The sequence below is a fragment of the Clostridium sp. chh4-2 genome, from assembly GCF_002899675.1.
In the GTDB taxonomy this organism is placed as follows: domain Bacteria; phylum Bacillota; class Clostridia; order Lachnospirales; family Lachnospiraceae; genus CHH4-2.
This window is the reverse complement of the sequence record NZ_PKUU01000036.1, coordinates 1-25,880: the sequence shown is the minus strand read 5'-3', so window position 1 is coordinate 25,880 and position 25,880 is coordinate 1. Positions and strand designations below refer to the sequence as shown.

At 44.6% G+C, this 25,880-nt stretch carries 18 protein-coding genes, 1 riboswitch and 2 other annotated features (1 of these 21 running past the window's edge); of the genes, 12 read left to right on the top strand and 6 right to left on the bottom strand.

What is annotated here, in order from left to right; genetic code table 11:
* Nucleotides 1-176, bottom strand: a binding site (T-box leader); it reaches 59 nt to the left of the window's first position.
* A 59-nt stretch (nt 177-235) separates the two neighbouring features.
* On the bottom strand, nt 236-646 hold the full coding sequence (locus tag C0033_RS25215) for a hypothetical protein (RefSeq protein ID WP_103230619.1): 411 nt from the start codon (nt 644-646) through the stop codon (nt 236-238).
* A 161-nt stretch (nt 647-807) separates the two neighbouring features.
* Here C0033_RS25215 and C0033_RS25210 point away from each other — a divergent pair, with 161 nt between their 5' ends.
* From C0033_RS25210 to C0033_RS25190, 5 genes are all read left to right on the top strand, one after another.
* Nucleotides 808-1,320: an isochorismatase family cysteine hydrolase gene (locus C0033_RS25210; RefSeq protein ID WP_103230638.1), complete on the top strand. Its 513-nt coding sequence runs from the start codon at nt 808-810 to the stop codon at nt 1,318-1,320.
* A 246-nt stretch (nt 1,321-1,566) separates the two neighbouring features.
* Nucleotides 1,567-1,642, top strand: a riboswitch (cyclic di-GMP riboswitch).
* A gap of 278 nt (nt 1,643-1,920) precedes the next feature.
* Nucleotides 1,921-5,136 (top strand): hypothetical protein, encoded by a 3,216-nt coding sequence (locus C0033_RS25205; protein WP_103230618.1) that lies wholly within the window; start codon nt 1,921-1,923, stop codon nt 5,134-5,136.
* Nucleotides 5,137-5,151: 15 nt separating this feature from the next.
* Entirely contained in the window at nt 5,152-5,550 is a 399-nt protein-coding gene (locus tag C0033_RS25200) for a hypothetical protein (RefSeq protein ID WP_103230617.1), read from the top strand.
* Nucleotides 5,551-5,564: 14 nt separating this feature from the next.
* Nucleotides 5,565-6,494: a DNA repair protein gene (locus C0033_RS25195; RefSeq protein ID WP_103230616.1), complete on the top strand. Its 930-nt coding sequence runs from the start codon at nt 5,565-5,567 to the stop codon at nt 6,492-6,494.
* Nucleotides 6,472-8,379 (top strand): DNA repair protein, encoded by a 1,908-nt coding sequence (locus C0033_RS25190; protein ID WP_242984595.1) that lies wholly within the window; start codon nt 6,472-6,474, stop codon nt 8,377-8,379. The genes C0033_RS25195 and C0033_RS25190 overlap by 23 nt, the downstream gene beginning before the upstream one ends.
* A 167-nt stretch (nt 8,380-8,546) precedes the next feature.
* Here C0033_RS25190 and aroA read toward each other — a convergent pair whose 3' ends face one another.
* From aroA to aroF, 3 genes are read right to left on the bottom strand one after another with little or no spacing between them, the layout of a single operon-like run.
* A complete protein-coding gene (gene aroA, locus C0033_RS25185; protein ID WP_103230615.1) occupies nt 8,547-9,824 on the bottom strand; it encodes a 3-phosphoshikimate 1-carboxyvinyltransferase in 1,278 nt (425 codons plus the stop codon).
* A gap of 11 nt (nt 9,825-9,835) precedes the next feature.
* Complete coding sequence (locus C0033_RS25180) at nt 9,836-10,936, bottom strand: prephenate dehydrogenase (protein ID WP_103230614.1); 1,101 nt, start codon at nt 10,934-10,936, stop codon at nt 9,836-9,838.
* On the bottom strand, nt 10,933-11,949 hold the full coding sequence (aroF, locus tag C0033_RS25175) for a 3-deoxy-7-phosphoheptulonate synthase (RefSeq protein ID WP_103230613.1): 1,017 nt from the start codon (nt 11,947-11,949) through the stop codon (nt 10,933-10,935). The genes C0033_RS25180 and aroF overlap by 4 nt, the downstream gene beginning before the upstream one ends.
* A gap of 196 nt (nt 11,950-12,145) precedes the next feature.
* Between aroF and C0033_RS25170 the strand changes: the two genes are divergently transcribed.
* From C0033_RS25170 to C0033_RS25150, 5 genes are all read left to right on the top strand, one after another.
* Complete coding sequence (locus C0033_RS25170; RefSeq protein ID WP_103230612.1) at nt 12,146-12,574, top strand: hypothetical protein; 429 nt, start codon at nt 12,146-12,148, stop codon at nt 12,572-12,574.
* Nucleotides 12,575-12,913: 339 nt separating this feature from the next.
* Entirely contained in the window at nt 12,914-13,987 is a 1,074-nt protein-coding gene (locus C0033_RS25165) for a 5'-3' exonuclease H3TH domain-containing protein (protein WP_103230611.1), read from the top strand.
* Between the two features lie 102 nt (nt 13,988-14,089).
* A complete protein-coding gene (locus tag C0033_RS25160; protein WP_103230610.1) occupies nt 14,090-15,649 on the top strand; it encodes a HEAT repeat domain-containing protein in 1,560 nt (519 codons plus the stop codon).
* Nucleotides 15,650-15,824: 175 nt separating this feature from the next.
* Nucleotides 15,825-17,927: an elongation factor G gene (locus C0033_RS25155; protein WP_103230609.1), complete on the top strand. Its 2,103-nt coding sequence runs from the start codon at nt 15,825-15,827 to the stop codon at nt 17,925-17,927.
* Between the two features lie 979 nt (nt 17,928-18,906).
* Nucleotides 18,907-19,860, top strand: coding sequence for a type II CAAX endopeptidase family protein (locus C0033_RS25150; RefSeq protein WP_103230608.1), 954 nt, complete (start codon nt 18,907-18,909; stop codon nt 19,858-19,860).
* A gap of 77 nt (nt 19,861-19,937) precedes the next feature.
* Here C0033_RS25150 and C0033_RS25145 read toward each other — a convergent pair whose 3' ends face one another.
* Nucleotides 19,938-20,528 (bottom strand): Crp/Fnr family transcriptional regulator, encoded by a 591-nt coding sequence (locus C0033_RS25145; protein WP_242984594.1) that lies wholly within the window; start codon nt 20,526-20,528, stop codon nt 19,938-19,940.
* Nucleotides 20,529-20,902: 374 nt separating this feature from the next.
* On the opposite strand from C0033_RS25145, the gene C0033_RS25140 reads away from it, so the two are divergent.
* Nucleotides 20,903-22,066 carry an FprA family A-type flavoprotein gene (locus C0033_RS25140; RefSeq protein ID WP_103230606.1) on the top strand — a complete coding sequence of 388 codons (1,164 nt, stop codon included), beginning with the start codon at nt 20,903-20,905 and terminating at the stop codon, nt 22,064-22,066.
* On the opposite strand, the gene C0033_RS25135 is transcribed toward C0033_RS25140, so the two are convergent.
* Nucleotides 22,063-22,818, bottom strand: a complete 756-nt coding sequence (locus C0033_RS25135) for a YwaF family protein (protein ID WP_103230605.1) — start codon at nt 22,816-22,818, stop codon at nt 22,063-22,065. The two genes, C0033_RS25140 and C0033_RS25135, sit on opposite strands and share 4 nt — an antisense overlap.
* A 153-nt stretch (nt 22,819-22,971) precedes the next feature.
* Nucleotides 22,972-23,220: a binding site (T-box leader), on the top strand.
* 45 nt (nt 23,221-23,265) lie between these two features.
* Between C0033_RS25135 and leuS the strand changes: the two genes are divergently transcribed.
* Nucleotides 23,266-25,677 (top strand): leucine--tRNA ligase, encoded by a 2,412-nt coding sequence (gene leuS / locus C0033_RS25130; protein WP_103230604.1) that lies wholly within the window; start codon nt 23,266-23,268, stop codon nt 25,675-25,677.
* The last annotated feature ends 203 nt before the right edge of the window (nt 25,678-25,880 follow it).

The window sequence follows — 25,880 nt, the reverse complement described above, 5'->3', positions numbered from 1 at the left end:
ATATACAAACATATATGCCACATCAATAACGGTTGTGGTTGCCGTCGGTCCCTACTGATAAATTCAAGACCGCCCTCAAAAGTCCATTCAGCTAAAAACGCCATATCGCAATCCCACCACCTGCGACTCTCTGTAATCTTGTTTAGAAGCTTACTCCTCTTTCTCAACGGTTTATTTTATTAATCAGTATCATAATACTTTGAACAGTATTTGTCAACCGGGTTTTTAAAATTAATTATTGGTAATTAAACAGTTTTGAAAGCGGCTCGACGATATCGTGAAGGCTTTGGATGGACTTGTTCAGGCTGTCGATATCCAGGGCATTCAAACGGTCGGATGCCTGTTTGATGCTGTATTCGCTGGTGGAAACCAACTGGTCAATCCCGTCTATCATCTGGCCCAGGTTAGCTTTTGCCAGTTCGTTGGTTATGGTTTCCATATCGGACATGACCGTGTCGATGCTGGTAAACATGGTTTTTAAACGAGGCAGCGCAAACAGGCTGGCACTGATAACAAGGGCCAGTGCCGTCATGCTGGCGGCGGCCGTTATTTTAGACATCAGGTATTGTTTTTTGGCATATTCTTCTCTGCGCTCGCTTGATTTTTTTAATTGTGTGAGCAGTTCCAGCATTTCGTCCTGTTCCATAAATACTTCCTCCGGATTGTTTTCTATATTTTATAAGTATACTACAGCAGGCTTTTGTTTAAAATCAAAAATTAAAGATATTTCCTTTTTTCCGGACGCAAACTATGATAAAATATCTGATAACAGGATAACATTTGATGAAAAACAGTGAGGCAGAGGAAATGAAAAAATTATTGATTGTGGTGGATATGCAGAATGATTTTATTGACGGAACATTGGGCACTAAAGAGGCGGAAGCGATCGTTCCTGCTGTGATTAAGAAGATTGAGGAATATCAGGAGCGTTCGGACGAGGTGATTTTTACTCTGGATACGCATTTTGACGATTATCTGGAAACCATGGAAGGGAAAAAACTTCCCGTTTCCCACTGCATAAAAGGGACGCCGGGCTGGGAACTGCAAAAGGAGATCGGCCGTTATGACGGAAAACGGTTTGAAAAAATCACGTTCGGAAGCCTGGACTGCGCCGGGTACGTTGCGGCGGGCGGATATGAAAGCGTGGAACTTGCAGGACTTTGTACGGATATCTGCGTGATTTCCAATGCGCTGATTTTAAAGGCTGCGATGCCGTCTGTGCCAATTCTGGTGGACAGCAGCTGCTGTGCGGGGGTAACGCCTGAAAGTCATCAAAATGCATTAGAGGCGATGAAGATGTGCCAGATCGATGTGATATGATTCAAAAAAACGGAAAATAAAAAAGAGTAGGGCAGATGCATGGAAGGTATTCCGACATCTGCCTTCTTTTTGAAAAAATACATTCAATTTATGATAATTGCACTAAAATATAGAATGATAATCAGAAATATATAAAAATTATACAAAATATCGTTGATCTTGTATCAAGAGTCGGTTATAATATTTTTATCATAAGGATGTGATAATTGAGCGTTGAACAATTCCTTATATCGTAGTTTAGTGAGTTGTTCTTTTTGGCAAAATAAGCGAAAGCTTATGACGCAAAACTATAGGGACTGTAAAATGTCAGCCAGTTGCATTTATCGCGGGCATTGTAGAAAGAGATCTCTGCAATGTCTTTTTTGATGGGAGGAAAGAAACGGATAAAAAATATGAGATAGACAATAGATGTCCATGGGATTTTGTATAATAGGCTTTGTGGGAGGTGATTGCATGGTGATAAAACGGCAATTAGAGCAGGTCAGAACCTGGATATCTTTGAATGATCTGCTGCTTTATAAATATTAAATACATTAAAAATAAGGGGAAATGGTATCGGGTTTGTGAAAATAGAAATGATACGGGTTGAGGAGGCAAAAGATGGAGCAGCTGGAAAAATTAAAGAAATTAATAGAGCAGAAAGCGCAGTATTGGTACATGGTTGTGACCAGTTTTGCGCTGTTGGAAATTCTGAACTGTGGGATCTTGAAACATTTTATCCCATTTTGGGCTGTCACTTGCGTGACCGTTTTCTTATTGCTTTTGATGATGGGGTATGTTGGCGTTCTGTATTTACATGTCCGTCATAAATACAGGGAGTATTTGGAAAACAACAAAAACATTTTGCTTGAACGGGTCGGCCTGCTGGAACAGAATATGAATGAGATGAATGAGAAAAACACAGAATTGGAAAACCGGCTGGCAGATTTAATTCAAAGGCAGAATGAAGATCATACGGAAAAAATCTTGAATGTTATTGATAACGCATTAAAGACAGAACTGGATGCATTCAATAAAACATCCAACGAAACGATGGAAAAACTTTCAGGATTTGAAGAAAACTTTGATATAACAAGCAGCAGGATCAATGACAATCTGGATAAGCACGGAAACTTACTTCTGGATAAACTCATTGATAATCAAAAAGAGGAAAATGCCCTGTTTATAGAGCAGTCGTCCCTTCTTACGGATAAGCTGGAATCCATGGAATCCGGTTTTCAGGAAATCAGCGACCGGAATGCCTATGCCGCACAGGAACAGGCGGAAACTCTGCTGTCACAATGCATCACATTGGAAAAGAATTTGGACGGCCTGATCCATGAGAAAGCGGATATGTTAAGAGGACAGACTGACCTTCTAAACCGTGAGGCGGAAATTCTTTCGGAAAAACTGGATGATATGCAGCAGAAAGCAGATCAGTCTATGCAGGAATGCAGCGCTCAGATGACGGCGCATACACAGGCGGTTTTGGATAAAACAGAAGTCTCCGCAAAAGAGGCATCAAAGGCAGTTACTGATTATTTGAATCTCGTTCAGGAAACCATTCTTAATTCAAATGAGAAGAATGGGGCGGAGATGAAAGAACTGGCTGAAATACATATGCAGCAGAATGCTGCGGAGAATAAACAGCTGAATGAACTCATAGAGAAAAAGTCAGCCATGTTAACGGAGCAGAATACAGAACTGAATAAGGAAATCCTTGAATCCAATGAGCGGATGATGGAGAATGCCGGAATCAATACAGAAGGCATATTAACGCATATTGCGGAGGCAGCGAAAGCGGGAAGCACTCATCTGGAACAGAAGACAGAAGTTCTTACAGATCGATTGGATGCATTGCAGATGAAAGCGGACCAGTCCATGAGGGAATGCGGGGAACGGATGGAGCAGCACAAAGCGGCTGTTGTTGCAAGTGTGGAAGAATCCTCAAGAACCAATTCGGCTGAAATCAGGGCCAGCATTGAAGAGACATCAGGAAGAACGGATGGTTTGATGCGGGAAATGGCAGAATCAGCTGCCGGTCATTTGACTGATGTTCAGAAGTTGATTTCTAAATTGGCAGAGGACGAAAAAGGCTGGATTGACGAGCAGTCATTGGCTATTTTAGGAGAAATGAAGGAAGCTTCCGCTGTGGAAAATACCCTGATCCGGGAGAAGGCGGATGAGGCGCTGCGTACAATGGAGCTTTGTTCTGAGAAGACAGACAGATTAATAGCAGCTCAGGGAGTTATGATAGATGGTCTTATAAAAGACCAGGGGTTTAAGACAGGAGAATTGATCGAAGAGCGCGGCAATAAGACCGACGAACTGGTGAATGTTCAGGAAATCAAAATTAGTGAGTTGGTGAAAGCTCAGGGAATTAAGCTTAGTGAGCAGATGGAGACCCAGGGAGCTAAGACCGAAGAATTGATCGAAGCCCGTGGAAATAAGGCCGACGAACTAATGAGCGCTCAGGGAATCAGGATTAGTGAGTTGATAGAAGCGCGTGGAAATAAAACGGACGAACTGATGAGCAATCAGGGAGTCAAGATTAGTGAGTTGATAGAAGAACGTGGAAGTAAGACAGACGAATTGATGAAAGCTCAGAAATTCGAAATGAATGAGCTTATGAAGACCCAGGGAACCAAGGTAGGTGATCTGATAGAAAAACAGGGAATTGAGACGAATGATCTTATAAAAGCTCAGGAAATCAAGACAGAAGACCTTATAAAAGCTCAGGGAGCCATGATACACGGCCTCTTCCAGACCCAGGAAACCAAAACAGAAGAACTGATAAGCAGCCAGGGAACGATGACGAATAACCTCATAAAAGCCCAGGGCGATAGAGTCGATGGCCTTATAAAGGCCCATGGGGAACTGGCGGATAAGCAGCTAAATGCGCTGGGGAATAAAATTGACATATATGAAAACAAGACCAGGGTTCATTCGGAAAAACTGGCTGAACAGGTGGTGCGCATCACCAGAGAGTTGAACGAACATCAGGAACAAGCGCTTCATTTGTATGAAAAAGAAGTACAAGCGATTACCGTAGGACTTGAAGAACAGGTGATCCGGGTTCAGAATGGTCTTGAGAAGCGGATGGATCAGCTGTCAGTGGGTACATCCATGCTTCAGCAGAGCATAACAAAACTGTTGGTTCAAGTGCTGGATAACACGGATGAGAATGCGGAAAAGGCAGATAGGTCATATAATTATCTGTTTAAGCAGGTCAATGACTTTTCAAAGAATACAAAGAGCCAGATTGAACAACTGAAAAATGAACTGGAACGCAGAAAACAGGAAGAGGAGCAGGCTCATAAAACCCAGCTTCATGCGATTTATGAGGATACATCTCAGGTAAGCAGGCTAAATGATACAGTTACCAGCTATTCAAAAATAGTGGAAGTCTATCAGGCGGGCGTAAACGGTAAGCTGAACAATTTAGAGAGTCAGATTGCCAGCCTGAATTCTCTGGCCCAGATGTTAAAAAATGCTTCAGAGCAGAGGGAAAGCGTCGCACCGGCAGGCAAAAATCCAAACCGGGTGGAGGAGATTCATGACCAGGAAACCGGTATGACGATTTTCAACCATTATAAAGGGAATAAGCTGGTACTCAGTGAGATGAAGTCCGGCAAAAAGAAGATATATGAAATGGAATACGATAAGGACGGCCGTATCACAAGAAGCCGGAATTATGATAATGCCGGAAATGTGACCACAGAGATGCATTTCTATACCAATGGACAAGTGGAGGAACGGACAGAGCGGATTCTTGTGGATGGAAAAATAAGAATTGTTAAGACAAAATTTGATCCAAATGGAAAGAAAATCAATTAACGGAGGGGAGACAACATGTTTTTGAATCTACTGAATGAAAAAGAGCAAAAAAACTTTTTGGAACTGGCTGCAATTGCAATGAAAGTGAACGGCACAGTAAAAGCGAGCGAAGAGGCGGTATTCAATACCTATAAAATGGAGATGGGAATCGATGGCTACGTTGTTCAGAATAAGGAATTGAAGGAACTGGTCACCGCATTTCAGGCCAGCAATAAAAAGGTGAAACGTGCAATTATTATTGAGCTGGCCGGAGTTTTGGATGCGGATGAAGAGATTGACAGCAACGAAGAAAGCTGGATCATGAAACTGGGCAACGACTGGGGCTTCAGAGATTCCGAAATCAGAAAGATGGTTCGCTGGACCCAGGATTTCAACGATTTATTAGCAGAAGGATACGAATATATTAATAAATAGCAGAGGAGAAAGTGATGGGGATTTTCGGAGGATTTTTTGGAAAAATCACAAGTGCCATTAAAAGCGGATGCGAAAAGGTTGCATCAGGCGTAAAAAAAGCCGCAAATTATGTAAAGGAGAAAGTGACCGGGGCATGGAATAAGTTCACGGGAAAAAAGACATTTGAAGAAGCGGAAGCTCTTTATCAGCAAATTTCCGAACGGTACCAGAAAAAACGATCGCAGTTTGATTCGGAGGTTGACCGGTATACGGATTCCATCGAACAAAGGGTACAAAATATCAATAAATATAAGGAGAAAATCAAAACGGAGTTATTTGTCCAGATGGCGGCACAGATGGAAAAGATCAAAGATATATCCGTAAGCCGGGATTTTACGGTGGAGGAGTATAAGGCGGCCGTGCTGTCTTTTGATGGTGTGCGCTCCAGAAGTCAGCTGTATAAAATCGATTTTAATAAGCATAAATTTAAAACTACTCTTCAGGCTATTTTTACCGCCGGTTTTTATACCAGGAAAAAAGCCAAGGAAACCTTATATGCGGTGGAAGAAGAGGAGATGAAAGTCAATGCGGAGATTGCCAAAATGGACGCAGAGCTCACTAAATTAAAGGTAATCGATGAGTCTCTTGAAAACGTGGAGGAATATTTCAATTCTCTGATTGAGATTTATTCCAATCTGTTGGTAAGACTTGATAATTCCGTTAATTATCTCTACATCCGCTGCATCAGTTTTGCACATAAACTGGTGCATAAGGAGATGAGCATCAGAAGGCTGCCGGAAATGCAGCAAAAAGAGGTGGAAGCAATTATAACGGCCAGCAAAATTATGAAAGCGATGATCGACGCTCAGATTATGTCATTGGAAGACTCCGCCAGTGTTAAGAAATACAGTGATACAATGAGAATGCAGTACGAAAGCGTGGATGAAACATATCGGGTGGCCTAAGTGGGGTGAAAAGATGGATGAGCAAAAGAAACGTGCAATAGAGGAATTAAAAGAAGCATCACCGCTGGAAGTGACGAAGATTCTGGAGGAGCTTGAACTCTATGATGCGAAATCATCACAGGAGATCATTGATGAGGTATATAAACAATTTGAAACAGCAGAACATATGGAAGATGAAATTTTAAAACCTGTCTTTATGGCGGTCATAGATGGACTTTTGGAAGCCACAGCAGGCGGAAGAACGGCCAGAAAGAAGGGGTTAAATGCGTCCAGAGTTCTGCAGGAATGCGAATCATTTCACTATGACGGCATCCAAAAGAATACAACATCGGTGAATGCCTATACGGAATATAAAAATGCCAGGGAAAATGATGATGTAAACTCCAATATGACCCAGGAATATAACGCAGACAACAGGCGAAAGCTGTATGAAGACAAAGCGGCCATGGAGCGTTATAAGGAAGAACGGGTGGTTGGGGAGAAAACTCTGACCGATGAATATACGGGGAAGAGAAATCTATATTTAAAGCAGGATAACCCAAATCAGCATTATAATGACGATACCCACAGGAAACAGGCGCAGCCGGATCACATTGTACCTTTAAAACAAGTCCACGAAAAATTAAAAAGCAATTATGCCCTGGATGATTCCGACATCAAACGGATAGCCAATATCGATGACAATTTTGCGGTAACATCTGCAGAAATCAATCAGGTTAAAAAGGAAATGTCCAATTCGGAATACATCGAATGGATGGACGAACACGGCCGGCCGCTTGATGAACAGACAAAAGAGCGGATGCTGAACCTGCAGAAGAAGGCAGAGAAAGAGGTCGATTCTAAGGCAAATGAAGCGGTTGCCAAGAACCTTTTGGGTAAAGGTGAAGTCAATGAGAAAACCTACAAGGCGGCCATAGAGAAATACAAAGAGGAGCATGACGGAGAAGGCCCGTCCAAACAGGAACAGCAGGATATAGAAGCAGCCCTGCGCAAACAGAAAACCGGTGAAATTCACGGTACGGCTGTAAAAAATGCGGGCAAACAGGCAGCCGACTACGCAGTGGGTAACTTAATCCTTTTTATCGTAAAGCCCATCTATTACGAGATGTCCGATATCTTTAAAAATGGTATGGAAGCCGGTGTAAATGCAGGTTCTGTCGGTGAGGCCCTTAAAATAAGATTTGGACGTGTAAAAGAATATGTGATCACCCATGCGGCCGCATTTTTCGGAGACAACATTCTGGATTTTGTAAAAGGCTTTGTATCTTCTCTGGTTGAGGGAATTATCAGCCTGTTTGTCGGGATCTTTAAGCAGGTATTAAAAGTCATAAAAGAAGGAATCAAGATCTTTGTGCAGTCCGCAAAGGTTCTTTTTGGAAAAGAATCCAGCCAGATGACCCCGGCAGAAAAAGGAGACGCCATTGTCAAGATAATTGGAGGCAGTGTCATAGCCATATCCGGCATCGGAATTGAATTCTTACTGAACCGGATCGGAATCGGCGAACCATGGTCAGTGGTTTTATCCACAATGCTGTCAGGAATCGCATCCGCCTTATTTATGTATTTATTAGACAAAGTGGATTTGTTCAGCACCAAAGCGGAGAAACGCCGGGACAGGATTATCGAAATCTTCGAAGAACGGATTAAAGATATCAATGAGGCCACGGATACCTTGAACATTGTGGCCATAGAGACTCTTAAAAAGCAGAGGGAAGAGTTTGAAAAGATATCAGATGAGATCGGGCAGGGGCTGTCTTCAGACAATATCGATACCATAAATGACGGACTTTATAAAATGGCTGACTTTATGAAGGTCGATCTGTCCTACAGCAATACGGATGAATTCTGCGATTACATGGATTCCGAAGAAACCATCAATTTATAAGCTTTGCTGAAATGAGTATATCCCGAAGATGATGCGCTTTTACAAAGCATCTGATCTCGATAAATTGAAGAATAGGTTTAAAGAAAAGACAAGCATGAAGGATACCATCACAAGGTATCCTCTATGCTTGTCTTTATAGGTTAACGGTCTGGCCGGCAGTTATCCAATCACTGCATTAACCGTTCCAAATCCTTGTAAAATCCAGGATAAGAGATATCTACGCATTCCGCGCCCAGAATTTCCGTTTCTCCCTCTGCCATCAATCCGGTTACGGCAAATGTCATAGCGATCCGGTGGTCCAGTTTGCTGTCAATTACGGCACCGTGAAGCGGTCTGCCGCCGCGGATGATCATGCCGTCCTCTGTTTCTTCCACATCGGCTCCCATAGCGGTCAGATTGCGGACCATCACTTCGATCCGGTTGGATTCCTTCACCTTTAATTCTGCGGCGTCTTTGATGACGGTGGTGCCTTCCGCAAAACAGGCCATGGCGGCGATCATGGGAAGCTCGTCGATCAGGGTTGGGATAATTGCGCCTCCTATGGTGATTCCGTGAAGCTGGCTGGAAGAGATTAAGAGGTCTGCCGTCGGCTCGCCGGAACCGGAATTTTCATTAAGGAGGGTGATATCTCCGCCCATCTCCCTGCATACGTGGAGGATTCCGTCACGGGTGGGATTGATTCCCACATTCTTTATCAGAATCTGGGAATTTGGAACCATCAGTCCGGCCGCAAGGAAAAATGCCGCGGATGAAATGTCGCCGGGAACTTCAATTTTATTGCCGTACAGCTCCACTGCCGGCTGAATGACTGCCGTTGTTTCCAAAGTGGCCACATCAGCGCCAAAATAGGAGAGCATCAGTTCCGTATGATTCCTGGATACATAGGGCTCAGTCAGGCGTGTTTCGCCGTCCGCATACAGTCCGGCCAGCAAAACTGCGGATTTCACCTGGGCGGAAGCCACCTTTGAGGTGTAGTGGATTCCATGCAGCGGAGAACCTTTAATCTTTAACGGGGCGCATCCGTTGCCGTTAATGCTTTCGATGCTGGCGCCCATCATGCTGAGGGGCTCCATAATGCGCTTCATTGGGCGTTTTTGTATGGACTGGTCGCCGGTCAGCGTGACTTCGAAATTCTGAGCTGAAAGGATTCCGGAGATCAGTCGGGTGGTGGTTCCGCTGTTTCCGCAGTCCAGCACTCCGGAGGGAGCATTCAGGCCGCGGAGACCATTTCCCTTCACCAATACGGTTTCTCCTTTGTTTTCAATTTCAACACCCATTTTTTGAAAACAGGATATGGTGGACAGGCAGTCAGCACCCTGAAGATAATTATGTATTTCTGTGGTTCCCTTTGCGATGGAACCGAACATGACGCTGCGGTGGGAGATGGATTTATCACCCGGTACTGTGACTTCTCCTTTTAATCCCGTCACTTTTCTAAATTTCATAAGTTGAAACCTCACTCACATTTTATTAATTTGTAATTGTATTTTAACAGCTGCGTCCAGGCATTATTTCGGGATTCCTCATCGTAAAATACGATTTTTAAAGCGCCTTCGCCGTGTTCCCTGTTATGATTGATGCCGATGTTGCTGATGCTGATGCCGCGTGCGCTGAGGATTACGGATAAGGTGGAGATGGCACCCGGTTCGTCGGCCACATCTACGGTAAAGGAATATTCAGGAGCCACCGATCCTTTGGAGGATTCGGAAATGGAATTCCGGTAAGTTTTGGATGTATCGAATAATTGGTAAACGGCCTGCTTATCCTGAACTTTTAACCGGCCTAATATTTCCTGGAGAGAGCCGATATAGGCTTCCAGCATGGCAACGATATTTTCCGTATTGGTCATGCAGATCTGTTCCCACATCTCAGGAGATGCGGATGCGATTCGGGTGATATCCTTAAAACCGCCGGCAGCCAGACGTTTCATAAGCTCTTCCCGGTTATCGGAATCCTTTACCAGATTCACAAGGCTGGAAGCGACAATATGGGGAAGATGGCTGATGGCAGCCACAATCCGGTCATGTTCCCGGTAATCCAGAACGATGGGAATAGCTCCGATTAATTCCGCTATGGTTACCAGACGCCTGGTATCCTCTTCTTTGGATTGAGACGTTGGAGTGATGATGTAATAGGCATTTTCCAACAGGCGGTCCGTGGCATTTTCATAGCCTGTTTTTTCCGAGCCGGCCATGGGATGACCGCCGATAAAACAGGATTCCATGCCAAGAGAGGCGACTTCTCTGTGAATATCAGTTTTTGTGCTGCCCACATCTGTGATGACTGCTCCTGGTTTCAGATAGGGGCGGACAGCGGAGAGATACTGTGCATTATATTCTACCGGAGTGCACAAAAAGATGAGATCGCAGGAATTCAGAGTTTCATCGATTCCATCCAGAATAACATCCACAATCTTGTCCTGTTTTGCCTGTTCCAGTTTGGAACGGGTTCTCATATAGGCCATGATTTTGATCTCGGGACAGGCCCGTTTCAGCCCTTTGGCGATGGAACCGCCAATTAAACCGAAACCGATAAAACCAATGGTTAAATCAGTCATTTAAAACGCCTCCTTGAAAGATCAGCATAAGGTTTCAATTCTTCGGTAAGTTCTTCAAATGCCTCAAATGTCAGCGACTGAGGGCCATCCGACAGGGCGCATGCAGGATTTGGATGAACTTCAATCATTAATCCGTCGGCTCCTACTGCGATTGCGGCTTTAGCCAGCGGAGCCACATAAGCGCGCACGCCTGTGGCATGGCTTGGGTCCACGATGATCGGAAGATGGCTCTTGGTGCGGATGACCGGCACTGCGCTGATATCCAGCGTGTTCCGCGTTGCCGTCTCATAAGTACGGATTCCCCGTTCACACAGTACGACATTGGAGTTTCCTTCCGACATAATGTATTCAGCCGCATTTAACCACTCGTCGATGGTAGCGGAAAGGCCACGTTTCAGAAGAATCGGGATTCCCGATTTTCCGGCTTCCTTTAAAAGTTCGAAATTCTGCATATTTCTGGCTCCGATCTGCAGCATATCCACATAGTTGACTGCGGATTCGATAGCGCGCAGGCTGGTGACCTCACAGATAACGTTTAACCCGGTTGCTTCCCGCGCCTCTTTCATATATTTAAGTCCTTCTTCTTCAAGACCCTGGAAGGAGTAAGGGGAAGTTCTCGGTTTATATGCGCCGCCGCGGAGGAAGGTAGCACCCGCTTTTTTAACGGCAAATGCGGTTTCCATCAGCTGTTCCCGGCTTTCCACCGCACAAGGCCCGGCCATGATGGTCAGCGTGCCCGGCCCGATGGTAGTATTTCCAACCTGGATTACAGAGTCTTCCGGGTGGAATTTTTTGTTTGCCAGTTTGTAAGATTCCGTTACGGCAACAACTTTGTCGACACCTTCGGAAATCTCAATGTTGGAGCCCTGAAGCTTTGTTTTATCGCCTACAACACCTACGATTGTGACTTCGGCGCCCTTGGAAAGGTGAACCTGGAGTCCCTTGGCTTCGATCAGATTCGTGACTTTTTTAACTGCTTCGTCGGAAGCATTTGGCTTCATAATAATAATCATATTTTTTCCCTCATTTATGTTTTAATTGATTTATAGCTAGTATTCTAAACGATGTGGATGATAATGTCAACGCTTTATGCCGTTGAACTTTAAAGCGATAAAGCGGATGGGAGAAAGAAACGATGACAGGAGCAGCTGTTTTATGATATAGTAGATGAGTTAAAATGCTGTTATACATGAAAAGGAGCAGGAGAAATTGAATACAATCCAGGAATTAGAAGCGTGGCTGGTAAAAAATTGTTATTCTTTTCAGGAATTGACAATCGGACATCATTTTGCGCCGGAAGGCATTGTCATAGAAGAAGACGGAAACCGGTTTAACTGGTGTTACTCCGAGCGGGGCAATAAACGCATTTTAAAGTCTTTTGACAGCGAAAAAGAACTGGTCGATTATGCCATGGATCAATTAACTGCGGATAAGTGGTATAAGGCCCATATCATAGCGTTCACATTTGATGAGGAGAAGATCAAAGAATTGGAAGCATACCTGTCAGAAAGAAAAATCGGATATGAGCGGAACGATATTCCAAACTATACCAAGGGAAGGCCCGCTTACCGGATTTTCGTATTTGGATGTGATATTAAAAAAACAGAACATCTGAAAGCCCGGTATATGTATGCATGAAAATGCTCCCTTTATGTAACAGTTCAGCATTCCAATACCTGCGCCTGCTTTGGCAGTTTCCATGGCCGTTCCTATTCCAGTTTCGGGCATAAGCGATTCTAAATGTGCAGAATTTTTCTAAAAGCCAAGTAAAAATGTCCAAACTCGCTGCACTCAAACAAGCGGACATTTTCCTTGAACGAAAAATTTTGCGCATTAAGAATCGCTAATACCCTGCAAAGTCATAGGAACAGCCATGGAAACTGCCAAAGCAGGCGCAGGTATCGGAAGGCTGAACTGTTACCTCTTTATAGAAAACAATAGAATGAAGCCGTAAGAAACGGCGGAATCGAGGATAGGATGTCAGAGAAAAAATTAGTGATTATAGACGGCTCGTCCATGCTGTCAACCTGCTATTATGCAGTTCTTCCGAGGGAAATCATGTTTGCCAAAACGGAAGAAGAAAAACAGAAGCATTACAATAAGATCCTGCAGTCGGAGGACGGCGTTTACACCAATGCAGTTTTCGGTATGCTGAAAATGGTGGTATCTTTGCTCAAAAAGCAGCAGCCGGACCATATTGCTTTCGTATTTGATAAAACGCGGGATACGTTTCGCAGAGAGCTTTACCCGGACTATAAAGGAACCCGTTCCGTGACCCCGGCCCCGTTAAAAGAGCAGTTCATATTAATGGAACAGATTCTGGAAAATGTGGGCTTTAAGGTTTTATACAGTGACCGCTACGAAGCGGACGACTATGCCGGAAGCCTGGTGATGAAATTCCGGGACAGGATTTCCGTCGTTGTGATGACAAAAGATCACGATTACCTCCAGCTGGTAGATGATGAGCACAATGTGAGGGCATGGATGGTTCAGGCCAAACAGGAAAAAGCGGACGAACTGTATGAAAAATATTATTCCGTCTACGGAATGACAAAAAAAGACGTTAATCTTCCGGAAAAAGTTTTCGAGTTTACTGCAGAACATGTCTATGCGGAAGAGGGAGTCCGGCCGGAACAGATTGTAGATCTGAAAGGGATTCAGGGCGATACATCGGATAACATACCGGGGGTAAAGGGCGTGAGTAGCGCAGCTCCACTTCTTTTAAATGAATACAAAACCGTTGAGGAGATCTATTCCGTCATTCATGAGGCGGAAGCGGATAAAAAAGCGCTGAAGGATCTTCAGGATTTCTGGAAAAATGGTTTGGGCATTGGCCGTTCTCCCTATAAATCTTTAGTTAAAACCGGAGAAGACGGGGATTTGTGCGGAGAGGAAGCAGCCCTTTTATCAAAGCGGCTGGCAACAATCAAAACGGATATACCGCTGGAGTATGAATTGGAGGATTTTTCTACAGAGCTTTATGAAGAAGAGCGGCTGAGGAGCTGGTGTGAGAAATTGAATATACAGATTAAGTCGGTATTTGGGAAATAGACGGATTTGACGGTTCTGGTTCGCAGCTTTTTTTAAATGATTAAATGAGGGGAACGTGTATAATGAACTCAGATATCATCATAGGTTAAAGGAGGGAGCAGCTTGTTTTGGAACTATTTGAATAATCAAAAGAAAGAAAACTGTTATGAGGTATCTCTGCTTCATGCGATCGAACATCTGGAAGAGGGCGATGTATCATTTCTTCCCGCCGCTTACTGCGCATTCGCTTTTCCTGACAGCCATTTGACAGCCAGAAGCGGAAGGGCAATCCGCACGCTGCTGGCATCTTACACGATACAGCAGATGATCCGGCTCAGCGAGAGATTCCGCCAGTATACATCGTTGGAATGGAGCATTGACTGGCAGAAGGTCAGAATAAAGGACAGAAAGGATCAGTTTGAGTCGGAAGAAGACTACAAATATGCATTAATCGTGGGCAGCTTTCATCCTAACGGCTATTTCAGGGAACAGTGTGTCTGCGAACTGGCCGGATATCCCGAAACTTTGATCTATCTGGTTTTGCGGATGAATGACTGGGTTGCTGACATCCGAATCCGTGCTGTAGAGACCATAAAAAACCGTCTGGATCAATGCAGCCTGGAAGAAATCTATCCGGCTTTTCAGGCCCTTGAAAAAGTGAAGGGATCGGAACGCCGTGAAGACCGCGACCTGGTTTCCATTGAGGAACGGATGAGAAAAAGGATGGAACAGGATATGGGCGGAACGCCTGTTTACCTGATTCTGAAGCATGATTTCAGCGTCAGAAAAAGCGTATACCGCTATTTGTTTTCCGGTAAGATTTTAGAGAGGGAGAAGGAGGAGTATTTACTTGCAAAGGAAAAACACAGCTTCTGCCAGTCGGTGATCATATCCGGTATTCTGGCATATTATGATTGTTCACAGGAACAGATTGACGGATATCTTTTACATAAAAGCGCCTGTGTCAGGCGAAAGGCTATGGAGAAAAAATATGAGCTTTTAAAAGATGCATGGCCCGGCCTTTCGGAGCTTCTGCTGGATAAAAACAGAGGTATCCGTGAGCTTGCTGTATTTATATTGGATCATCACCGCGGGTTTGATGTGCCCGGTTTTTATATCAGCCATCTGAAGGATGAAAAGCCGGAGATTGCGATTATCGGCCTTTCTGAAAGCGGGAGCAGGGAGATGGCAGAACAGATTCGGCCGTTTTTGACACATGGTTCCGAGGCCGTTGTGAGAGCAGCTGTCAGAGCGCTTGGAAAACTGATGGAAGAGGATGGGGAAGAACTGTACTGGAAATATTTATTTGATGACAGAATTTCCGTATCAAAAGCTGCTTACCGGGCAATACACAGCAGCCGGATTCATTATGGGGCGGATAAGCTGTATGAAAGCTTTTGCAGTTGTGATTCTGCTCACGTGAAACGGTATCTGTTCCGCCTCATACTGCAGGAAAATTCCTGGAGCTGCCTTCCGTATTTAATCCTGATGTATCAGGAACCGGATATGGAGGAGGTGAAGAGCCGGATACTGGCCGCAATGCGCTGCCGGAGCCTTTATACAGTCATTGCTAAAGAACAAGGGCAGAGAATTGAAAAACTTTTGGAGGGATTTGGAGACAAACTGCCCGGACATCTGGAAGAAGAGATTCGTTTTGACCTTAAATTCGTCGTTAAAGGATAAGTAATCCGCAAAACAAGCCAAAAACCTCCCATAATTGCTGGTTTGCAGGGTAATTATAAAATTTTTGTATAAATTGCACATTATGCTTGTAAAATTCAGAAAAATTTAGTAGAATATCATCATAAGACTAAACTTGAAGCAAACCATCAGGTTTGCGCGAACAGGAGGAATGTTTATGAACGTATATGGAACGAAACAAATCCGTAACGTTGTATTACTTGGACATGGTGGTGCGGGTAAGACAACTGTTGCAGAGGCTATGGCATTGCTTACCGGTGTTACAAAGAGAATGGGGTCCGTTACGGACGGTAACACGATCAGTGATTATGACAAGGAAGAGATCAAGAGGCAGTTTTCCATTTCCACAACGTTAATTCCACTGGAGTATGAAGGCGAAGATGGTCCGATTAAGATTAATTTACTGGACACTCCCGGATATTTTGATTTTGTTGGCGAAGTAGAAGAAGCGATCAGCGTTGCTGATGCTGCGATCATTGTTGTAAACTGCAAGGCAGGTATTGAAGTAGGAACACAAAAAGCATGGGAGATGTGTGAAAAGTATAAACTCCCGAGAATTATTTTCGTAACGAACATGGATGATGACCATGCCAGTTACCGTGAACTCGTTTTGAAGCTGGAGAAGGAATTCGGAAGAAAGATCGCGCCGTTCCAGCTGCCAATCCGTGAAAATGAGAAATTTGTGGGCTTTGTCAATGTAGTTAAGATGGCAGGCCGCCGCTATACGAATTTAAGCGATTATGAAGAATGTGAGATTCCCGAATATTCCCAGAAGAATTTAGGCATTGCCAGAGAAGCTTTGATGGAAGCGGTTGCCGAAACCAGTGAGGAATATATGGAGCGCTATTTCTCAGGAGAAGAATTCACTCAGGAAGAGATCTCCACAGCACTCAGGGAACATGTTATAGACGGAAGCATCGTACCGGTTATGATGGGTTCCGGAATCAACTGCCAGGGCTTCCGTGTTCTGCTGCAGGCGATTGATAAGTATTTCCCGGCTCCGGATAAGTTTGAATGTATCGGTGTTGACGTATCTACCGGAGAGCGTTTCACAGCGAAGTATAATGACAACGTATCCTTATCGGCAAGAGTATTTAAGACGATCGTAGATCCGTTTATTGGGAAATACTCCCTGATGAAGATCTGTACCGGTATTTTAAAACCGGATTCCACGATCTATAATGTAAACAAGGATACAGAAGAAAAAGTTGCCAAGTTATACATACTGAGAGGAAAAGATGCCATTGAGGTTACAGAGCTGAGAGCAGGCGATATCGGTGCTGTAGCGAAATTAACCATTACCCAGACCGGAGATACAATCGCACTGCGCACGGCTCCGATCGTATATCACAAACCTGAGATTTCCACCCCTTATACTTATATGAGATATAAGACGGTTACCAAGGGCGACGAGGATAAAGTATCCAGCGCACTTTCCAAACTGATGGAAGAAGACTTTACCTTAAAGGCTGTGAATGATACGGAAAACCGCCAGTCACTTCTTTACGGTATCGGCGACCAGCAGCTCGATGTAGTTGTCAGCAAACTGAAAACACGTTACAAAGTGGATATTGAACTCAGCAAACCGAAATTTGCTTTCCGTGAGACAATCCGCAAAAAAGTGGAAGTTCAGGGAAAATATAAAAAACAGTCCGGCGGACATGGCCAGTACGGCGATGTTAAGATGGAATTTGAACCATCCGGCAATCTGGAAGAACCTTATGTATTCGAAGAGAGAGTATTCGGCGGCGCCGTACCGAGAAACTATTTCCCGGCAGTTGAAAAAGGCATTCAGGAATGCGTATTGAAGGGACCTTTAGCAGCTTATCCTGTAGTTGGAATAAAAGCTACTTTAGTAGACGGTTCTTATCACCCGGTAGATTCTTCCGAGATGGCATTCAAGATGGCTGCCACCATGGCATTTAAGAAGGGCTTTTTGGATGCCAATCCGGTTCTCTTAGAGCCGATCGTATCCTTAAAGGTTACTGTTCCGGATAAATTCACCGGTGATGTAATGGGTGATTTAAACAGGAGAAGAGGCCGCGTGCTGGGAATGAATTCCAATCACGGCGGAAAACAGGTAATTGAAGCAGACGTTCCGATGTCTGAACTGTTTGGATATAATACGGATCTGCGCTCCATGACCGGCGGCATGGGAGTTTTCGAATATGAATTCTCACGCTATGAGCAGGCACCTGGAGACGTACAGAAAAAAGAAGTAGAAGCCAGAGCATCCAAAGTAGACCGCACAGAGTCCTAGTCACCAAATAAATTGTTATTTAACGGATTCGTGAAAGATACGCCCGGAATCGAGATGCGAGGAAGGGAGAGGCGGTCTTTACGGGAACCCGGGCGGGGGAGAATGAAAAAAGGCCACTTGGGATTCGGGATTCGCCCCTAAGTGATACTAAGACCCGCAAGTACAGAAAGAGACAGGATAGCGCCCATTCGCAGTGAACTCCTTATGACTTCACTGCTCAAGGGGCGCTTAGAAACTGATTCGGAATTCAGTTTCTACCTGTCTCTTTCTGTACTTGCGTGTCTAAGAATCACTAAAGGGGTTCCATACGATCCCAATTGTCCTTTTTTCATTCTCCCCCCGCCCGGGTTCCCGTAAAGACCGCCTCTCCCTTCCTCACATCCCGATTCCGGGCTGGTTTTCGCTAGCCGGGTTAAAAACAATAGATGTGCTTAGGTAGTTGTATAGAACCGTATTTACATAGATCTTCAAGGGATTTTCAGAAATGCCTTCACGGTTGATGTAAAAACTTACTCACTACTCCACCAAATCTTTTTTATCCTTAGCCAGCCAAGCAACAGCCGGAAAGAAGGGGAAACCCAGGTGGGCGGGGGAAGTATGAAGATCAATGGGATCGTATGGAACCCCTTAGATGTACTTAGATCCGCGAGGACAAAAAGAGACAGGTAGAAACTGAATTCCGAATCAGGTTCTAAGCGCTCTTTGAGCGATACGCCCACTTGAGCAGTGAAGTCATAAGGAGTTCACTGCGAATGGGCGCGGTTCTGTCTCTTTTTGTCCTTGCGGGTCTTAGTACATCTTAGGGGCGAATCCCGAATCCCATTGATCTTCATACTTCCCCCGCCCACCTGGGCTTCCCCTTCTTTCCGGCGTATCTTTCTAAACTAAATAAAGATTTTTAAGAAAGAATTATTTGACAATACTGGGAATAGTCGATAAAGTATATGGTATTACAAAAGAATGGAGGTATGCTGTATAAGTGAGTGACAGAAAAAGATTTTCCAGAATTGGCCTCAATTATTTTGTGTATTTTGGAGTGAGCATTTTGCTGCAGCTGCTGATCGGTTTGTTGATCCGGGTGACTGATTTTAGACTGCCGGAGAATTTGAGATGGATGTCATTATTTCTTTCCGTGGCGCCGATGTATTTGATTGCGATGCCCCTTACCGCATGGCTGTTTGGAAAGATACCTGCGGCGGAAAAAAGGCCGGAGCAGAAATTGGGAGCGGAGAAGTTCTGGGTGATCTTTATTATTGGAATTTCGGCTATGGAAATCGGTAATTTGATTGGACAGGGTTTTATGCTGGCGGTGAAATACTTTACTGGAATTGAGGCGGATTTTAAACTGCAGGAGATTATCATGAGTACGGATATCTGGGTGGTATTTGTGGTGGTGGTGCTGATCGGGCCTGCGATTGAGGAATTTTTATTCCGGCGTCTGCTGATAGACAGGATCAGGATGTATGGGGAAGGGACGGCAGTTTTGGTATCCGGCCTCATATTCGGCGTTGCCCATGGGAACTTTTACCAATTCTTTTACGCATTTGCGTTAGGAGCGATTCTGGCATATGTTTACTGCAAGACATCCCGGTTGAGATATACGGTTATCATGCATATGATGATTAATTCGAGCAGTGTAATTTTACTGATCCTGATGAAATTTCCGGGTATCAGCCAGATCATGAATTCAGAGATTATTACGGAACGTCAGGTGCTGGCTGCTTTGCCGGGGACGATATTGATTTTATTATATGAATTGGCTGCATTGGGGATGACAATTACGGGAATCGTATTGTTTATCTGCTGTTTTAAGAAAATTACTTTTGAAAAAGGAGAAATCGCTCTTTCCGGTTTTCGAAGGATTCAAACAGCTTTTTTCAATATAGGTATGATTTTACTGCTGGCCATCAGCATTGTGGGAGCATTTTTATAAAAATGTAAGACATGAAATGTGGTCTGCCGTCGGAAATGAAAACTTTTTCAGCGGCAGACTGCGGGCTGGACAGATGTTTACAAGAACAGGGAGATACGTCTTTTGTTGACTTTTATGATGCCGTCGTCTTTCATTTTTTTTAGTTCCCTGGTCATGGCACTGCGGTCTACGGATAGATAATCAGCCAGATCCGACATTGTGAAGGGCAGATCAAAGGTATGGGCTTTCTGCCTGGAGGACTGCTGGATAAAGTAACAAAGCAGTTTTTCGCGAATGGTGCGTTTGGAAAGCAATTCCACCCGTTCGCTCAGCTGCAGGTTTTTTTGGGAGATGATCATCAGCATATTTTGGATCAGCTGATGATGGCAGCGGCATGCTTTTGCACATGGGCTGATGATATGGGAATAGTCGATGAACAGGACCGTACAGTTTGTTTCACAGATGACGCTTACGTGTTCGTATACGGAATTGAGGGCCGCCAGCGTGGCTCCGAAGATATCCTGCTCGTTCAGATGTTCTAAAATGGTTCTGGACCCGTTGTGCTCATAACGGACGATGACAGCAAAACCCTGCTGGATGATTCCGACCGCCTGGGAGTCTTTTTCAAATGTGTATATGGTTTCGCCTGCTTCAAAGGTACGCTCTCTGGCAGAAAGACAGAGTTTCATCGAGCGGTATTCTTCAGGGGAAATATTGAAAAAAAGATTTGTCTGTAAATTTTCCATATTCTGTATCCTTTCACCGTGTAATTTTGTTAAAATTTTAGCACAAAAATGGTGCATTTGCAACAGACGAGAACAGGTAAAATTGGTATTATTATGGCATAATAAAGACATAATATAAAAAGAGTGAAAATGAACGTATTGTTCAGCAGGTCTGCTCGTTTACTGTGCTGACCGTAATAAAGCGTGGAAAAGCAGGTAAAATCCCATTGCTGCATACGGTTTAGCATGGATTTTTGCTTGTAATTGTGAGCGGGCTGAACAACGGCAAACAAATGATAATGAATTGCTGACAGAGCAATAGAGATGGAGGAAAAATGATGAAAGCAAAAGAGATTGCAGAGGGAATTTACTGGGTAGGTGCGATTGACTGGTCGGTAAGGAGCTTTCACGGCTATACCACCAACAGAGGCGCAACATATAACGCATATTTGATTATTGATGAAAAGGTTACGCTGATTGATACGGTTAAGGGACCATTTGCGAAAGAACTTTTGGAACGGGTTTCCAGCGTGATTGATCCGGCAAAGATCGACTATATTGTAGCAAATCATGTGGAGATGGACCACTCCGGAGCTATTCCGGTAGTGATGGAAGCATGCCCCAATGCGCAGATCATCACCTGCGCCCCAAGCGGCGTGAAAGGCCTGACTGCTCATTATGGAGATTATCCATACATTGCGGTAAAGGGCGGAGACAGCATAAGCCTCGGTAAGAGATCGTTATCCTTTGTTATGACGCCTATGCTTCACTGGCCGGATAACATGGTTACTTATTGTCCGGAGGAACAGATTCTGTTTTCCAATGACGCATTCGGACAGCACTATGCATCCCCGGAACGGTTTGATGAAGAAAGCGATCTGAGCGTAATCATGCAGGAAGCTAAGAAATATTATGGAAATATCATCATGTGCTATGGAAAACAGGCGCAGACCGCATGGTCAATTGTGCACGGCCTTCAGCTTAAAATGATTGCTCCAAGCCACGGCGTGATCTGGAAAAAGAATATAAAAGAGATTCTGGACGCTTACCAGTTATGGAGTGCCAATGAACCTGAAACCGGCGCAATTGTGGTATTTGACAGCATGTGGCATTCCACAGAAGCCATGGCGAAAACGATTGTGGAATCCTTTATCGAGCGGGGCATTCCTGCAAAGCTTTATGACCTGAAAGAAAACCATATTTCCGATATTATTCCGGAATTGCTGACAACGAAATATCTGGCCGTAGGATCACCGACTCTGAACAATCAGATGCTTCCAACTGTTGCGGCATTTCTCTGCTACCTGAAAGGTCTGTCGCCAAAGCACAGGAAAGCATTTGCTTTCGGCTCTTATGGCTGGGGTGGACAGAGCATCAAACAGGTGGAAGAGGAGTTAAAAGCCTGCGGATTCGAGATCTGCATGGATGCGTACCGCGTACAGTATATTCCGCATAATGACCAGCTGAAAGAATTATCTGAACTGGTAAAACAAATTGACTAATTTTTTGTGAAATGGCGGAAGATCAGATGCACCAGATATCCGCCAAGGCAGATGGCCAGCAGATATGCAAGGTTTCCGGCCATTATGCCAAAATGTCCGGCAATTTGATGAAAGACGATCTGTGATGACGGATAGTAAGGGGAGATGTAGAACATATCCGCTTCTCCCTTTACCGGCGTGCAGATATTGATGGCGGATGCCGCCAGACAGCAGATTCCGAACAGAGGAATGGTTTTTAAATACCCTTTCGTGCTGCTGTCCGCCTGGCCGGAAAATCCGATGAGCAGTCCGATAAAGACCAGCATGCTGTGCCACAGAAAGCCATGCATGGTGAGCGTCCAGTAAGGATGGAGAAAACCTTCCGGATAAGCCAGAGCCATGGTTCCGCCTAACAGATTGAAATCCTGCATAAAGGTGAGAAAGACCCTGCGCAGCTTCACCGTCCGCAGAAATGGCAGTAAGAGGCAGAAGTACATGGGAATGCTGCAGAGCTGGAATGGAAAATACCACCAGTCATATCTTCGGCCGTTAACCACATAATATAAAAAGCATTGTTTGTAGAGTTCACTGGCGCCCAAGATGATACCGCAGCCAACCAGTATCCGGAAAAATACGGACTCTGAACAGTGCTTTAATTTTTTTGCCGCAAAAAATGCGAGGAGAATACCTGAAATTGCCGTAATCAGGTGAAATGGGGAGAAAAGCCCCGGCGTATTCATGGTCCACGCTGTTTTTCTTAATAATTGTTCCATAGATACCTCCTGTTTCATTAAGCGGCTAATGTCTGTCAAAAAGTTTCTTTTGGCCGTTCAATGATAAGTGCTCCTTTCATTATAGCGAAATGGATGGAAATGACAATAAAATTATTGACACAAATTTTTAAGTGTGATACATTATCATATAGCGTAAATACAGTGATGAGGAATAGTAAGCTGCCAGAGATAGACAGAGAGCCGCCGGTTGGTGCAAGACGGTTATGGATGTCAGCTGAACTCGCCTTGGAGTAGCTTGCTGAAGAAGGCATAAGCCTTTGTGTAGGTAAAGACGGAAGCCGGCCGTTACAGCGGATGGATATGGAAGTATCCGATAAGTGTATGCTTTTTAGGAAGCATAAAGCAGAGTGGTACCGCGCAAGTTTGTCCTGCGTCTCTTGCATATAGAGATGTCGGGGCTTTTTTATTTTAATTAAGGAGGAAATCATGGCAGCTTATAATCATAGTGCGATTGAAAAAAAGTGGCGTGAGAATTGGGAAAAACACCCGATTAATGTAAATGACGGCAAGAAGCCGAAATACTATTGTCTGGATATGTTTCCATATCCGTCAGGAAGCGGACTTCATGTAGGACATTGGAGAGGATATGTAATCTCTGATGTATGGAGCCGTTATCAGATTTTAAAAGGCCATTATGTAATTCATCCGATGGGATGGGATGCATTCGGCCTCCCGGCAGAAAACTATGCGATCAAGATGGGCGTTCACCCTGCGAAGTCAACTGCTGAGAATGTGGCCAATATTAAGAAACAGATTAATGAAATCGCAGCCGTTTATGACTGGGATATGGAAGTGAATACAACTGATCCTGAATTTTACAAATGGACCCAGTGGATATTTGTAAAAATGTTCAAAGAAGGTCTTGCATATGAGAAGGAATTCCCGATCAACTGGTGTCCTTCCTGTAAAACAGGACTGGCCAATGAAGAGGTGGTAAACGGATGCTGCGAACGCTGCGGCGCAACGGTTACCAAGAAGAACTTGAGACAGTGGATGTTAAAGATCACCGCTTATGCGGAACGTCTGCTCAACGATTTGGATAAACTGGACTGGCCGGAAAAAGTAAAGAAGATGCAGTCCGACTGGATCGGTAAATCCTATGGCGCGGAAGTTGATTTTAAAGTGGATGGAAAAGATGAGAAGATCACCGTTTACACCACAAGACCGGACACCTTATATGGTGCGACTTTCATGGTTCTGGCTCCTGAGCATGCTTTGGCGGCCGGCCTTGCGACACCGGAGAACAAAGCAGCAGTGGATCAGTATATCTACGATGCGTCCATGAAGTCCAATGTAGACCGTCTTCAGGACAAAGAAAAAACAGGCGTATTTACAGGAAGCTATGCGATCAATCCATTAAACGGAGCTAAAGTTCCGATCTGGCTTTCCGATTATGTACTGGCTGATTATGGTACCGGAGCAATCATGTGCGTTCCGGCTCACGATGACCGTGACTTTGAATTCGCAACAAAATTCAACATTCCGATCATCCAGGTTATCGCCAAAGACGGCAAAGAAATCGAAAATATGACAGAAGCTTACACAGAAGCAAGCGGCATCATGATCAATTCCGGAGAGTGGAACGGCATGGAATCCGCAGTTCTGAAAAAAGAGGCTCCTGCCATGATCGAAGCGCGGGGTCTCGGCAAGAAGACTGTAAACTATAAACTCCGTGACTGGGTATTCTCCAGGCAGCGTTATTGGGGCGAGCCGATTCCGATCATCCATTGCCCTCACTGCGGCAATGTAGCGGTTCCGGAAGACCAGCTTCCATTAAGACTTCCTGAAGTGGAGAGCTACCAGCCGACAGGAACCGGAGAATCACCTCTTGCGGGCATTGACGAATGGGTGAACACAACCTGTCCTCAGTGCGGCGCACCGGCAAAGAGAGAGACCAACACCATGCCACAGTGGGCAGGTTCATCCTGGTACTTCCTCCGTTATGTGGACAACCACAATGACAAAGAACTGGTATCCAAAGAGAAAGCGGACAAATATCTTCCTGTGGATATGTATATCGGCGGCGTAGAACATGCAGTTCTTCATTTGCTCTACTCCAGATTCTATACCAAATTCCTTCATGATATCGGAGCGATTGATTTTGATGAACCGTTCAAAAAACTGTTCAATCAGGGTATGATCAACGGCAAAAACGGCATCAAGATGAGTAAATCAAAAGGCAATGTGGTATCACCGGACGATTTAGTAAGAGACTATGGCTGTGATGCGCTCAGAATGTATGAATTATTCGTAGGACCGCCGGAATTGGATGCTGAATGGGATGACAGAGGAATCGAAGGCGTTGCCAGATTCCTGAACCGTTTCTGGAATCTCGTAACAGACAGCAAAGATAAAAATGTGGCTGAAACAAAAGAGATGGTGAAACTCCGTCATAAACTGGTATTCGATATCGAACAGAGATTTAACCAGTTTAATCTGAACACAGTCATTTCCGGTTTCATGGAGTACAACAACAAATTGATCGAACTGTCTAAGAAAACAGGCGGTATTGATATAGAAACATTAAAGACATTCGTAATTCTTCTGGCTCCGTTTGCCCCTCATATCGGTGAGGAATTATGGCAGCAGTTAGGCGGAACCGACACCGTATTCCACGCACAGTGGCCGGAATGCGACGAAGAAGCCATGAAAGACGACGAGATCGAAATCGCAGTCCAGGTCAACGGAAAGACAAGAGCCGTTGTCAACATACCAGCTGACGCATCGAAAGAAGATGCCATCGCCGCCGGTAAAACAGCACTGGGAGACAAACTTTCCGGAACCATCCTAAAAGAAATCTATGTCCCAGGCAAAATCGTAAACATCGTTGCAAAATAAATAAGTTGCAAATCTTTATTTAACTGGCTAAGGTACGCCGGAAAGAAGGGGAAACCTGGGCGGGCGGCGGAACTAGAGAAAGGCAGGGGATTCGGGTTACGACCCTAAGTGATACTAGGCCGCCAAGAGCGGAAAAAGGCAGCGCGGCGCCATTCACGATGAACTCTTTATGACTTCATCGTTCAAGGGCGCCTCAAATACTG